The organism is Cytobacillus sp. (assembly GCF_032154635.1).
GTDB lineage: Bacteria > Bacillota > Bacilli > Bacillales > Cytobacillaceae > Cytobacillus.
In genome coordinates this window covers 1-14290 of the sequence record NZ_JALDXW010000016.1, presented here as the reverse complement: position 1 = coordinate 14290, position 14290 = coordinate 1, and the positions used below count along the sequence as shown (strand labels likewise).

The window sequence follows — 14290 nt, the reverse complement described above, 5'->3', positions numbered from 1 at the left end:
TAATTATAAGCTAAACAAGCTCTATTTTTTCGTAATGAATAAGCATCCCATTTTATTAGCATATAGGTATATATTTCTTCTACTTATTAAAATACCATGAAGAAACAGCTATCACAACTTAATGAAGGCAATACGTAAAAAAAGTGAATGAAGAAGCATGAAAAAACACAAAAAATTCTTACTCCTTTTCACAAAAGAAAAGCGTGCTCCAAGCACGCTTTTAATTTACACCAATAAACTCCTTTATAAAGGAGTGCTCACCAATCGATTTGTATTTATCATATCGATGAGAAACTAACTGCTCCTCACTCAGCCCTCGAAGCTCCTTAAGTGATTTATAAAGAATGGCATCCATTTCTTCTGCCTGTGCTTTTACATCTTTATGTGCTCCACCTTTTACTTCTGGAATAATTTCATCAACTATTCCTAATTCTTTCAAATCAGGTGCAGTAATTTTCATGCTCTCGGCGGCCTTCTTTGCTTGTCCAGCATCCTTCCATAAAATTGCGGCTGCTCCCTCTGGCGAAATAACAGAGTATGTGGAGTTTTCTAGCATGTGAATATGGTTGCCGACTCCAAGTGCTAATGCTCCTCCACTTCCTCCTTCTCCGATCACAATACAGACAACAGGTACTTTTAAACTGGCCATTTCAAATAAATTGCGTGCGATTGCTTCACTCTGCCCCCGCTCCTCTGCTGCTTTACCAGGGTAGGCTCCCTTCGTATCGATAAAGCAAATGATCGGCCTTTTAAATTTATCTGCCTGTTTCATAAGTCTTAGCGCTTTTCGGTAGCCTTCGGGATGTGGCATTCCAAAGTTTCTGCGGATATTCTCTTTCGTATCCTTTCCTCTTTGATGACCAATTACAGTAACAGGCAATCCCTTATACTTTGCAATTCCCCCGACGATTGCCTCATCATCGCCATATGTCCGATCCCCATGGCATTCAAAGAAATCAGTAAAAAGAAGGGAAATGTAATCTAAAGTTGTTGGGCGTCCTGGATGACGAGCAATTTGCACCCGATCCCAAGGCTTCATATGATCATAAATATCTGCTTCTAACTTTTCTAACCGAGCTTCCAGCTTTTCTATTTCAGAAGATAGATCGACATCTGCATCCATAGTAAAATCCTTAAGCTCCGCTATTTTCTTTCTAAGTTCAATCACCGGTTTTTCAAATTCAAGCTCTCCTACCATTCGAGGTCACCACCTTGTTGATGTATAGATAAAATAGTAGCAATCTTTTCTTTCAGCTCTAGTCTGGATATCACAGCATCTAACTGCCCGTGCTTTAATAGAAACTCGGCAGTCTGGAAATCCTCTGGTAATTCCTCTCGAATCGTTTGTTCAATAATCCTTCTGCCTGCAAAGCCAATTAATGCACCCGGTTCAGCTAAATTATAGTCACCTAGAGAAGCGAAGCTTGCAGATACGCCTCCAGTCGTCGGATGTGTCATGATGGAGATAATTAATCCACCATGATCACTAAATCTTTTTAAGGCAACACTTGTTTTGGCCATTTGCATTAAGCTAAGAACGCCTTCTTGCATTCTTGCGCCGCCAGAGGCAGTAAATATGATAAAAGGAACGGATAACTCATCCGCTTTCTCAATAGCCAGTGTAATTTTTTCTCCTACAACAGACCCCATACTTCCCATTCGGAAGGTAGAATCCATTACAGCCACAACGATAGATTGTCCATCAACTGTGCCTATTCCTGTTACAACCGCTTCATTAATTTCCGTTTTCTTTCTATCCTTTTCAAGCTTTTCAAGATAATCTGGAAAGTTCAACGGATTTTCTGAAATCATACCAGCATTCAATTCTTCAAAACTATTTTCATCAAGGAAGCTAGCTAAACGCTCTTTTGAGTTCATTGAATGATGGTATTGGCAATGAAAACATACTTTTAAATTTTTAACAAGTTCTTTTGTATACATGATTTTTTTACAATTAGGACATTTTGTCATAATTCCTTCGGGAACATCATGCTTTGCCATTTCCGAAGGGATTGTGGCATATTTTTTCTTTTTGGTTTTTGTAAAAACTTTCAGCAAAGTGAAACCTCCCTGTAACGTTCGATCATATTTAAAAGTGGTCAGACCACCTCTATGAAAAATAATACCCCTGAATATCCATCGTTATAATCAAGAGTGGCTCGTCTATCCTATTCAATATAAAATAAAACTGTTACAAAATGTGCAAAAAATTGTCGTTAAATCTTCGACAATTTTCTTAATGTTTTATATGCGTTCCCTACTAGTGACTCTTTCCTGGTTATCAACATGTCAACTAATTGCACATACTCCTCTTTTGATGGAACCATTTGATCCAGATGCAAGGAATTATAATAGTCTTTTAATATTATCCACATTCTAAGGAATAAATGATTTTCGGTTAATCGAACGACCTTTAAAAAAAATTCATCATCGGTATATGAAGCTGTCTCAGCCCAGCTTTTGAATTCTTGCAGCTGATCGTTAGATGTCTTATGAAGATTTAGCCATAAGCAATCTAACTCAATTAAATATTTTGTTTCAATGATATCTCGTTTTGCATTCTCATCCTGGAGGATAAATGTACTTAGTAACTGTACGAGCTGATGTCCGCCATAATCGCGGATATATGTCCCTTCCCCCCTCCTCGTCTCAATGAGACCAAGAAGCTCAAGCGCCCTGAGTGCTTCACGAACGGACGAGCGCCCCACATTTAGGCGCTCAGACAGTTCACGTTCAGAAGGTAATTTATCACCAGGCTTTAAATTATTTCTTTCAATCATAAGCCTAAGCTCTTTTACAATTTCAATATAAATCTTTGTGTCTTTTTGAGACTGGCTCACGTTAATGGATCACTCACTTTTCCCAATAACAGATAGTTTTCTTGTTTTTTCTTTAATCTCATCGGGATTTACTTTAATCCTAGCAACACCTGTTTCCATTGCTGCTTTTGCTACTGCTGCTGCTACTTCAGGAGCTACTCTTGGATCAAACGGCGCAGGAATGACATAGTCAGCATGTAATTCTTCATCTTTTACTAAGCTTGCAATTGCCTCGACTGCAGCAATTTTCATTTTTTCATTGATATGTGTTGCTCTAACATCTAAAGCACCGCGGAAAATTCCAGGGAATGCAAGAACATTATTCACTTGGTTAGGAAAATCAGATCTTCCCGTTCCGATCACAGAGGCTCCGGCTGCTTTTGCTTCTTCCGGCATAATTTCAGGTGTTGGATTAGCCATTGCAAAAATAATCGGATCCTGATTCATTGTCTGAACCATTTCAGCAGTTAATGAACCTGCAGCTGAAACACCGATAAATACATCTGCACCTTTAATGACATCAGCAAGACTTCCTTTTGCATTATCGCGATTTGTGTATTTGGCTACTTCATTTTTAATATCGTTCATTCCATCTGGGCGCCCTTCATAAATAGCCCCTTTTCGATCACACATGATAATGTCACGCACTCCATACGTGTATAGAAGTTTAATAATAGCAATTCCTGCTGCCCCTGCACCGTTAGCAACTACACGAATTTCATTCATTTTCTTGCCGACAATCTTTAATGCATTTACTAGACCGGCAACAGTTACAATGGCCGTTCCATGCTGATCGTCGTGGAAAACAGGAATGTTTGCTTCTTTCTTTAGACGCTCTTCAATTTCAAAGCATCTTGGAGCGGCAATATCTTCGAGATTGACTCCACCGAAAGTTGGTTCGAGCATTTTCACCGTTTCAACGATTTTATCGATATCTGTTGTATTCAAACAAATTGGAAAAGCATCCACACCTGCAAAGCTTTTAAAAAGAACTGCCTTTCCTTCCATTACTGGAAGTGCTGCTTCAGGGCCAATATTTCCTAGGCCTAGCACCGCAGTACCATCTGAAACTACAGCAACCATGTTACCCTTCATTGTATATTCATATACTGTTTCCGGCTTATCATAGATCTCCTTACACGGCTCAGCAACACCTGGGGAATAGGCTAAGCTTAAATCTGCGGCATTTTTTACTTCTACTTTAGATTTTGATTCTAATTTCCCTTTGTTCATTCTATGCATATGAAGTGCTTCTTCACGTAAAGTCATCTATTTTTCACTCCTTATATTAACTGCTTGTACAAAGCAGTAACTTAAACATCCCAATTAATGAAATCAGCGGGCTGATTTCGCAACATCTCGCTTGCGTCCACCTACACGCCACCTCTAGAACGGTGGTCAGACCAGTCGTTTCTTAACAAATATACCACAAATGTTGATGTTGTAAAGTACTAGCGTTTGAGGATGACATTATTTTCACCTAGTATTTCCTGCAGCTTTTCAATAAAACTTGCAGACGGATTTACCAGATCCTCTTCACCTAACCGAAGGCTTTTTTTCGAGCTTTCATAAAATATAACCACTTGGCTTTTTCCTTCATTTTGTCGAAATAACCTTTTTAACCCATAAAGTAGTTCTGCATTTTCATGCTCTTTGGTAATTTTCAAATATAAAGACGGTGCTTTATTTTCTTCCTTTTCAATTGCTGCTTGGACTTCATCCATCGATTGAATGATAAATTGGCGTTTCCCTTCTCTTGTTTCGATCTTCCCTTCGATAAAAAGGAGATTTCCCTGTTTTATATAATTGGAGAAGCGATTAAACACGTCTGGAAATACCACTGCTTCCATCTCATCCGTCTCATCACTAATAGATAAAAACGCCATCGGTACCCCTTTTTTCGTACGAATCTTCTTTACTTCTGTTAGATAGACAACGGACTTCCCTCTTTTAATGGAAGGCTGCAGTTCACATAGTGGGGTCGCGCCCAAAATTGAAAATTTTCCCGTATAAATCGAAACGGGATGATTGGATAGAAAGAATCCAAGAACCTCTTTTTCAAAAGCAAGTTTTTCCTTCGTTGGAATCGGGTCAACCTTTGTATATTTAGGCTTTGGAAAAAAGTCAGCCTCAGAAAGAAAATCAAAATGCTCATCATCCGTTTTCATTAATTGCGCATGGTCGATTGCTGCATCTACTGTTGCAAGCAAAACAGCACGATCTTCCCCAAATTCATCGAAGCTTCCTGAATGGATGAGTGCCTCTATAATTTTCCGATTAGCTGCTTTGGATGAAACTCGAATGCAAAAATCAAACAGATCATGAAACCTTTTACTCTTCCTTGATTGGAAAATCTCTTTCAGCACCGCTGCTCCAAGCCCTTTAATCGCAGCTAAGCTATATCTAATGGCATCCTTTTCTACTAAAAATGAATAACCGCTGCTGTTAATGGAAGGGGACAAAATCTTAAGATTCATTTGCTTCAATTCTCTAATATATTGAGAGACTTTCCCCTCATTTCCGATAGCCGATGTTAGAAGAGCGGCCATAAAATATAGCGGATAATGCGCTTTTAAGTAGGCTAGCTGATAGGAAATGAGACTATACGCAACAGCATGGCTTCGATTGAAGCCATAATTAGCAAAACGGACAATTAAATCATATATTTCATTTGCTGTTTTCTCGCCATATCCTTTTTCCAAAGCACCACCAACAAAATGTCCTCGTTCTCGGTCTAGCACTTCCTTTTGTTTCTTACTAACGGCACGCCGCAGCAAATCAGCTTCACCAAGTGTAAATCCTGCCATTGTTGCAGCTATTTGCATAATTTGCTCCTGATAGACAATGACACCATACGTGTTTTTAAGAATTGGAATAAGGTCTGGGTGAGGATATTCAACTTGTTTATTCCCATGCTTTCTATCTATGAAATGAGGGATGTTTTCCATCGGCCCTGGCCGGTATAAAGCATTTACCGCGACAATATCTTCAAAAGTGTTCGGGCGAAGTTTTTTTAATACTTTTCTCATTCCGTCTGACTCAAGTTGAAAAATGCCAGTTGTTTCCGCACGGCTTAATAATTCAAAAGTAGCCTTATCGTGAAGCGGAATGGAATTCACTTCGAGTTTCTTGCCTGTCTTTTTATGAATTGACGTTAAAATATTTTCAATTAAGGTTAAATTACGCAGTCCCAGAAAATCCATTTTCAATAAACCAACATCTTCAAGATGTTCCATCGAATATTGTGTCAAATACACATTGTCGTGTCCACTTTGAATTGGGATTACACTAACTAGCGGTTTCTCACTTATGACAACGCCAGCGGCATGTGTGGATGTATGTCGTGGCAATCCTTCAAGCTTAAGGGCTGTTTCAAACAGCCTCCGGTTTAAGCTCGATTCAGCAATAAACATTCTTAATAAGTCCGACTCTTTATAAGCATCTTTTAAAGTGATACCAACCCTAGATGGAATTTTTCTTGATAGATTATCAAGCTCTTTTGGATTTAATCCGAAAGCTCTGCCTACATCACGCAATGCTGCTTTAGCTGCAAGTGTGCCAAACGTTATGATTTGTGCAACGTGAAGCTCTCCATATTTCTCAGAAACATACTTAATGACTTCATCCCTTCGGTGATCAGGAAAATCAATATCAATATCCGGCATTGAGATTCGTTCAGGATTCAGGAATCTTTCGAATAAAAGCTGATATTCTATTGGGTCTACGTCCGTTATATGCAAAACAAACGCAACCATTGACCCAGCTGCCGAGCCCCGACCAGGACCAGTTAAAATCCCGTTCTCCTTTGAAAACTTCATAAAGTCCCATACTATTAAGAAGTAATCACTAAACTTCATCTTTTTAATAATCTGAAGCTCATATTTTAACCGCTCATAATGCTCTTCTGTTGCATGGCGATATCTTTCCTTAAACCCTGCCCAGCACACCTCTTCAAGAAGCTGATCAGCTGTTTGATTCTTTGCAACTGGGTACTTTGGCAGATTCTGCTGGTGAAGCTCCAGCAGAACATTACATCGCTCGGCAATTTTGATCGTATTCTCCAATGCATCTGGATACCCCGTAAATAACTCAACCATTTCTTGTGCGTCTTTCAAATAATATTCGTCGTTCTTTAGCCTTTCCCTATCCTCATCCTGTAGCTTCACACCATTTTTGATTGCTAATAAGCATTCCTGTGCAAAGGCATCTTCCTTAGATAAATAGTACACCTGATTGGAAACGGCTAGCTGTATGTTCATTTCATTGGCGAGTGTATCAATACCATTAAGGATTTTCTTCTCCTCATCAATTTGGTGGTTTTGCAGCGAAAGATAAAAATGATTTCTATCGAAAATTTGTATATACTTAGCTGCTGCATTTTTTGCCTTTACGTATTCATCATGAACTAAATGGTATTCAATTTCTCCTTCCATTCCTGGACTGACGGCTATTAAACCATCAGAATATGCTTTTAGCCATTTCATCGGAATTCCTTCTTGGGATTTCGTTTGGACAACACTTGTTATTTTTAATAGATTTTGAAATCCAACTTGATTTTTTGCTAGGAGAACAATTGGAAATGACATTTCAGTGGCTTGTTCGCTAATCACATCAACCGTCAATCCTAAAATGGGTTTGATCGATTGCTTTAAACATTCCTTATAAAAAGCAACAGTCCCGTACATCACGTTTCGATCGGTTAATGCAAGTGAGCCGAACCCTTTTCGTTTTGCATCCGCTACTAGCTGCTCAACCGTTGCTGTACTTGTTAGCAAGCTATATGCACTATATACATGAAGGTGAATAAATGACACATCTCTCACACCCTTATTTCTTCTACTTTTTCTATTATAAGACTCATCCATAAAAAAAGAAAATACGTTCTCTTTTTTATCGTATACAAAAAGGATAAAACAAATAAACATATTATGAACGGTTTGTCCATATGATGAAGTAATCGTTAATCTTACTAACGAATAAATCTCTAGTAAGGAAGGATGTCATGAAGATCCAGCCTTTTTTTGCAACATTATTTGATAGTTATTTTATTGCACTCGGTGTGCTAATCGGCGGTTCCATTATTGGCAGCCTGTCCGCTTTCCTAACAGGAAAACCTCCTTTGACAGAGGCCTATCGAATTTCTAATATTATTCGAATTTGGGCCATTATCGCTGCGATTGGGGGTACATTTGATACATTATATAGCTTTGAAAAAGGGGTTCTCCAAGGAGAAACAAAGGATATTTTCAAGCAATTTCTCCTTATTTTATCTGCGTTCGGCGGTGCGCAAACCGGAGCAATGCTAATTAATTGGCTGACACAGGAGCATATTTCATGAGAATTCCGCCGCATTATCGACAGCCTGTTTGGCAGCGCTTTTTAGCTGGTGTTGCCATTGGCGGCATGATCAGCTGGTTTATTTTCTTATATATTTTTGGTGAGTGGCAGGAGAAGTACAGTAAGGAAATAAAAGAGCATGAAGACACTATTGCTGAATTAAATAAGGAAAAAGAAATATGGCAAGAAGAATTTAAAGCGCTCAATAAAAAGAATCGTGAACTGCTAACCATACAAGATATTAAAGTAAAAATTGGAAATGGTAATAAATACAAGCTGGATCTTTATAGTATATTTGAAATAGAAGATCAAATAAAAGAGGATCTCTTAAATATGAAGGCGAAGGATATTGATACAGTATATAAGAGCAGAGAGCTAATTGAGAGAATCATTGAAAACAAAACGATTAAGATAAATGAAAAGCGGTACAAGGTTGAGGTTAAACAAATGGTCATCTATACCACGCTATTCATTCAATTAGAAATTATGCTAGATTAAGTTTTAAAGATTGAAATGTCTAATCGGCCTAGAGATAAAGTAAAGCTACAATCAGCGGGGTGCTCCTTCATCCCCACTGATTGTTTGTTGATCAACTATTTTTATTTTTTACAAATTTCTTCTAAATCTTTAATTACTGCGTCCATGTCCTCCCATGAATAAATAGAAGCTCCTGCGGCAAGCGGATGTCCACCGCCATTATAATTTCGTGCGATGTCATTAATAATCGGGCCTTTTGAACGAAGCCTCACACGAATTTGGTCCTCTTCTTCAATAAAGAATACCCATGCATTTATTCCAGCAATATTGCCTAAAGAACCGACAAGAAGGGAAGCTTCAGAAGCCTTTACTTGAAACTCCTTAAGCAATTCCTTTCTTAATACCATGGCAGCTGCACCATTTTGTTTCATTTCAAAATTTAGAAGAACATAGCCATTTAATTTAACGACATTCGGAGATAATTCATACATTTTATCAAATAGCTCCGTCCGTGAGAATTTATAATGGATTAACTCTCCCGCATAAGCGAATGTTTTTTCTGATGTGCTTGGAAAAAGAAAGCGGCCAGTATCTCCTACAATGCCTGCAAACAATAGCCTTGCCGCCTCATTAGACATTTTCAGCCCTTTTTCTTTTCCTGATAAATAAAATTCATAGATCATTTCACTGACAGAACTTGCATCTGTATCGACCCACATCATATCTCCGTATGCATCCACGTTGGGATGATGATCAATTTTTATTAGCTTATCACCTAAAGTATAGCGAGTATCACAAATACGCTCAGCGTTTGCCGTATCACAAACAATCACTAGCGCACCTTTATATGTTTCATCAGAAATCTCATCCATCCTGCGCAAGAAGTGCAGTGTCTCTTCCTCTTTGCCAACTGTATAAACATTTTTTTCCGGAAAGGATGCTTTCAAAATTTCGGCGAGCCCTCCCTGTGAACCATATGCATCGGGATCTGGTCGTACATGCCGGTGGATAATAATTGTTTCATATTGTTTAATAACCTCTAAAATTTCCGCTTTCATTTTCTGCTCCTTTATTTAATAGTTAGTTTACAATTGAACTTTACTGTCAAAAAAGTATTATTTAGCTACATTCATGGTCATATGTAATGTCGGCTGGTCTATTTTCACTGCGCTGGTTATTACTTCGTCCATAATGGCCTGTTTTATTAGGCCTATCAACAAATTACTTTTTACAGAGAAGAAAAGAAATATATAGCTACCAATAGCAATTTTTCCTGTTTCACGTTAAAATAATATGAGATTGTCGAATCTTGGAGGTAATAAAATGCCTGTTCTCGTTATATTAATCGTTATCTCACTTGCTTTTTACTTGGTTTATAAAGTCAAATATGTCCGCAGCAAGAGACCAGCAGAAAGAAAGTGGATTTCCGCTAAATCAAGTATAGCCCTTGGCCTTTTTGTAGCTCTTTTCGGTATAAACCAGTTATTTTTAAATGGTAATACGGTAACCTATATTATAGCTGGTATTTTTATCCTGGTAGGCGGCTTTAGCATCTATGCTGGCTTTAAAGCCTACAAATATTATTTGCCGCTTGCAGCAAAAGAAGCACAGGAAGCCTAATTATCTTATTGCTAAAGACGCTCCATTTAGGAACGTCTTTTCATTTTTCCCTATCTTTCAATCAATTGGCACATCATCATTGCTTTGCCAACAAGAATCCCTTCATTAAAAACCTCAACATCAACCTTACCGAATTTTCTTCCAACTTCGAGCACTTTTGGATAAATAGCTAACGTGCTTTCAATTTGGACAGGCTTCAGGAAATAGATAGTCATATTTTCTACGACTAAATCCCCTTTTTTATAGTTTCTTAACACACGGCTAGCTGCTTCAGAGACGATCGTCGTAAATACACCGTATGAGATGGTTCCCAAATGATTAGTCATTTGCGGGGTCACCTCACAGCCGTATACATCTTCTCCCTTCGTCTTTCCGCTTGTAAGGACAAGCTGATTGGTTACAATATCATCTATTGTTTCACCAACTTGGGGCTGACGCTGAATCATTTGCAGAGCTTTTAGTACATCCTGTCTGCTAATAATTCCTTCAATTCTATTTGAATCATCAACAACAGGCAGGACCTCGATTCCTTCCCAAACCATCATATGGGAGGATGAAGCGACACTCGTCTTTCTTCCTACCGTCATTGGATTTTTTGTCATGATTTTATCAATCGGCGTGCTTGGATCATGTCCCATAATATCTTTAGATGTCACCATGCCAACGACTTTTGAGTTTTTATCAATAACCGGAAATCTGCTATGCTGTGTTTCCCGATTATATTTTAGCCAATCATAGATCTTATCCGTCGTTTTTACACAAATGGTTTCTTCAACAGGAGTTAGGATATCCTCTACAAGAACAATCTCCTTTTTTATTAACTGGTCATAGATCGCCCGATTAATCATCGTTGCAACCGTAAATGTGTCATAGCTACTTGAAATAATTGGCAACTGCAGTTCATCTGCTAATTTCTTCACACTATCATCTGTATCAAAGCCTCCTGTAATAAGAACCGCAGCCCCAGCTTTTAGTGCAAACTCATGTACCTGTGTACGATTGCCGACGATTAAAAGACTTCCAGCATCCGTATATCTCCTCATCGCCTCAAGCTTCATCGCCCCGATGACAAACTTATTTAAAGTTTTATGCAAGCCATCTCTTCCGCCTAATACTTGACCATCTACAATATTTACAACCTCTGCAAAAGTAAGTTTTTCAATGTTCTCCTTCTTCTTCCGCTCAATTCGGATGGTTCCTACACGTTCAATCGTGCTGACATATCCCTTATTTTCCGCCTCTTTAATGGCTCTGTATGCCGTTCCTTCACTTACTGTCAGTGCCTTGGCGATCTGTCTAACTGATATTTTTTCCCCTACAGGCAATTGATCGATATATTGTAAAATTTGTTCATGTTTCGTAGCCAAGACGTTCACCCTTTTTATATAATTCCTATAATTTCATTATAAGGTTAAAAACGCCTTAATTACAATTCGTTGTGAAAATGTCATTAATAATATTTATTTACTATTAGAAGGAACGTGCCCTCTTTTTATTAGTCACTTTCTCTTTTATTTTTATATGTCTTGTTGTATTTTTGGGAGAATAGAGCAAGGCGGTCAAATTCCCTGCAATCACAATGAGAGCAAACACAAGCCAAGAAATAGCAAATATTCCTGCAAGACCTCCATTGAAAACATCAAGCCTTGGAGCAGCGTAATATAAAAGAAGGCCGCAAACTAATAAGCATAGCAAATACCGATTTTTATTCATCAACAATCCTCCTTAAAACTTCTTCATTAATATTTATGCGGACAGGCTGAAATCATGTATAAGAAAAGTGCATGCGCCTTGGTCATCGTTCGTACAAACGCAGAAGGGCAACGGCTGAGATATAGGAAACACGGTGAGGAGAGCGAACTGATGTTGACGCAATCGTTGCGGAGAAAACCTGAAGTTTGATAGGCCATAGGCACTGGAGCTAGACGATTCGCTAACCCCAAAGTTATAAATTCTGATACTATTTAAAAAGCACAGCTCTTATTTCAGCTGTGCCCTAACATTATAATTCAATGATTTCGCCTGCATGCAACACTTGTCCAATGCCTTCATCCAGCATGTTTACAAATTGATGCGGATCCTGCTTTATTGGCGGGAACGTATTAAAGTGAATAGGCACGACCTTTTTTGCTCCTAAAATCTTAGCAGCGTATGCTGCATCCTCAGGACCCATCGTAAAATTGTCGCCTATCGGCAGGAAGGCAAGATCAATTGGATGGCGATCTCCAATTAGCTTCATATCTGAAAATAGCCCTGTATCCCCTGCGTGGTAAAGCGTTTTGCCCTCGATTGTTAAAAGCACTCCTGCAGGCATGCCGAGATAAATAATTTCATTATTCTCCGTTTCTAAACCTGTCCCATGAAAAGCAGGTGTCAGCTTGACCTTGCCGAAATCAAATTCATATGCACCGCCAATACTCATCCCATGCGTATTCAGACCTTGCCAGCTTAAATAAGTAGCAAGTTCAAAATTCGCAATAACTAATGAATTATTTTTCTTTGCCAATTCAACTGTATCACCGAGATGATCACCATGCCCATGCGTGACGATAATAACATCTGGCTTCACTTCGTCCACCTTTAAGTCTGTTAAATCATTTCCTTTAATAAATGGATCAAATAAAATTATCTTCCCGTTTGATTCAATTTTTACAACAGAATGTCCATGATAGGATACCTTCATTTCTATTCCCCTTTCTAATCTTCTATTACAGTAGTTTACTTCAACGAAGAATTCATTTTCTCCTGCCTTTAAAAGCCATTCCCTTTTTACAAACGGTTCTAAAAGTTTACTTTTTAATCGTTAGTTGCTACTCTTTTTATATAGCTTTGTTAAACATCATGTTAGTGCACTAAACCTTTTTTAACAATAGCTAAAGTTAACATAGTCTTTGATATAAACATTAGGGGGTTAAATCCGTGAACACACGATTAAAGAAGCTATCTGAATGGATGAGAGAAAACGATATACAGGTTTGCTTTATTACAGCACCTGAAAATGTATTTTATTTTAGCGGTTTTTTGAGCGATCCTCATGAAAGGCTTCTTGGCTTAGCCGTTTTTCAAGAGGAAGAGCCATTCCTTGTATGCCCAGCAATGGAAAAACCAGATGCAAAAAATGCTGGCTGGGACAATGAGATTATCGGATATAGCGACATTGACAATCCTTGGGAGTTTATACATAAGGCAATCGAAAATAGAATATCAAAAGTTTCTAAAGTTGCGATTGAAAAGGAACATATGAACGTTGAACGGTACGAAGCAATCTCCAGCCTATTCAATGGGGCTTCATTTGTCTCTGCAGAAGAAAAGTTAAGAAAGCTTCGTATGGTGAAGGATGAGAAAGAGCTTGAAATTATTCGTGAGGCATGTGCATTAGCTGATTTCGCCATTGAAACAGGGTGTGCAGAAATCAAGGAAGGCAAAACAGAGCTTGATGTGCTAGCAGCTATTGAATTTGCCTTAAAGAAAAAAGGCGTAAATGAAATGTCATTCTCCACCATGGTATTAACTGGTGCAAACGGGGCTTCTCCCCACGGTACTCCAGGAATGACGAAGATTCAAAAGGGTGATCTTGTCCTATTTGATTTAGGCGTTGTTTGGAATGGATACTGCTCTGATATTACTCGTACAGTGGCTTATGGGGATATAAATGATAAACAAAAGGAAATATATGATACCGTTTTAAAAGCACAGCTTGCGGCTGTTGAAGCAAGTAAGCCAGGCATCGCCTGCTCTAAAATTGACTTAACAGCTAGAAACATTATTGCAGAAGCTGGTTATGGTGAGTATTTCCCTCATCGTCTTGGACATGGGCTAGGTATAAGTGTTCATGAGTATCCATCTTTAACAGAAACAAACCCTCTTTTACTTGAAGAAGGTATGGTGTTTACAATCGAACCCGGCATTTATGTACCACAGGTAGCTGGTGTTCGAATTGAGGATGATTTAGCTGTAACAAAAGATGGGGTAAAAATCTTAACTAAATTTCCAAAAGAACTTCAAATCATTCGGTAAAATTAAAAAAGCTGTCATGC

General features: G+C 38.4%; 13 protein-coding genes. 4 read left to right on the top strand and 9 right to left on the bottom strand.

Features of this window, described 5'->3' with window-relative positions; genetic code table 11:
• Positions 1–220: 220 nt before the first annotated feature.
• The 5 genes from accA to dnaE form a co-directional block, all read right to left on the bottom strand.
• Positions 221–1198 carry an acetyl-CoA carboxylase carboxyl transferase subunit alpha gene (accA, locus tag RUH74_RS12745; RefSeq protein ID WP_313800693.1) on the bottom strand — a complete coding sequence of 326 codons (978 nt, stop codon included), beginning with the start codon at positions 1196–1198 and terminating at the stop codon, positions 221–223.
• On the bottom strand, positions 1192–2001 hold the full coding sequence (accD, locus tag RUH74_RS12740; protein ID WP_313800766.1) for an acetyl-CoA carboxylase, carboxyltransferase subunit beta: 810 nt from the start codon (positions 1999–2001) through the stop codon (positions 1192–1194). The genes accA and accD overlap by 7 nt, the downstream gene beginning before the upstream one ends.
• A gap of 215 nt (positions 2002–2216) precedes the next feature.
• Positions 2217–2840, bottom strand: a complete 624-nt coding sequence (locus RUH74_RS12735) for a FadR/GntR family transcriptional regulator (RefSeq protein WP_313800692.1) — start codon at positions 2838–2840, stop codon at positions 2217–2219.
• 9 nt (positions 2841–2849) lie between these two features.
• Positions 2850–4088, bottom strand: coding sequence for an NADP-dependent malic enzyme (ystJ, locus tag RUH74_RS12730; RefSeq protein WP_313800691.1), 1239 nt, complete (start codon positions 4086–4088; stop codon positions 2850–2852).
• Between the two features lie 182 nt (positions 4089–4270).
• A complete protein-coding gene (gene dnaE / locus RUH74_RS12725; protein WP_313800690.1) occupies positions 4271–7633 on the bottom strand; it encodes a DNA polymerase III subunit alpha in 3363 nt (1120 codons plus the stop codon).
• A 188-nt stretch (positions 7634–7821) separates the two neighbouring features.
• Between dnaE and ytrH the strand changes: the two genes are divergently transcribed.
• The gene (ytrH, locus tag RUH74_RS12720) at positions 7822–8157 is read left to right on the top strand and encodes a sporulation membrane protein YtrH (protein WP_313800689.1); all 336 of its coding nucleotides are present in this window, start codon (positions 7822–7824) and stop codon (positions 8155–8157) included.
• Positions 8154–8654 (top strand): sporulation membrane protein YtrI, encoded by a 501-nt coding sequence (gene ytrI, locus RUH74_RS12715; RefSeq protein WP_313800688.1) that lies wholly within the window; start codon positions 8154–8156, stop codon positions 8652–8654. Before ytrH ends, ytrI begins: the two co-directional genes overlap by 4 nt.
• A gap of 101 nt (positions 8655–8755) precedes the next feature.
• On the opposite strand, the gene RUH74_RS12710 is transcribed toward ytrI, so the two are convergent.
• Positions 8756–9691, bottom strand: coding sequence for a DHH family phosphoesterase (locus tag RUH74_RS12710; RefSeq protein ID WP_313800687.1), 936 nt, complete (start codon positions 9689–9691; stop codon positions 8756–8758).
• A gap of 265 nt (positions 9692–9956) precedes the next feature.
• Between RUH74_RS12710 and RUH74_RS12705 the strand changes: the two genes are divergently transcribed.
• Complete coding sequence (locus tag RUH74_RS12705) at positions 9957–10253, top strand: YtpI family protein (protein WP_313800686.1); 297 nt, start codon at positions 9957–9959, stop codon at positions 10251–10253.
• 50 nt (positions 10254–10303) lie between these two features.
• Here the strand turns inward: RUH74_RS12705 and RUH74_RS12700 are convergent, their stop codons facing one another.
• From RUH74_RS12700 to RUH74_RS12690, 3 genes are all read right to left on the bottom strand, one after another.
• The gene (locus tag RUH74_RS12700) at positions 10304–11620 is read right to left on the bottom strand and encodes a CBS domain-containing protein (RefSeq protein ID WP_313800685.1); all 1317 of its coding nucleotides are present in this window, start codon (positions 11618–11620) and stop codon (positions 10304–10306) included.
• A gap of 103 nt (positions 11621–11723) precedes the next feature.
• Entirely contained in the window at positions 11724–11966 is a 243-nt protein-coding gene (locus tag RUH74_RS12695) for a hypothetical protein (RefSeq protein ID WP_313800684.1), read from the bottom strand.
• A 289-nt stretch (positions 11967–12255) separates the two neighbouring features.
• The gene (locus RUH74_RS12690; protein ID WP_313800683.1) at positions 12256–12936 is read right to left on the bottom strand and encodes a metal-dependent hydrolase; all 681 of its coding nucleotides are present in this window, start codon (positions 12934–12936) and stop codon (positions 12256–12258) included.
• A gap of 236 nt (positions 12937–13172) precedes the next feature.
• On the opposite strand from RUH74_RS12690, the gene RUH74_RS12685 reads away from it, so the two are divergent.
• Positions 13173–14270, top strand: a complete 1098-nt coding sequence (locus RUH74_RS12685; protein WP_313800682.1) for a M24 family metallopeptidase — start codon at positions 13173–13175, stop codon at positions 14268–14270.
• Positions 14271–14290: the final 20 nt, after the last annotated feature.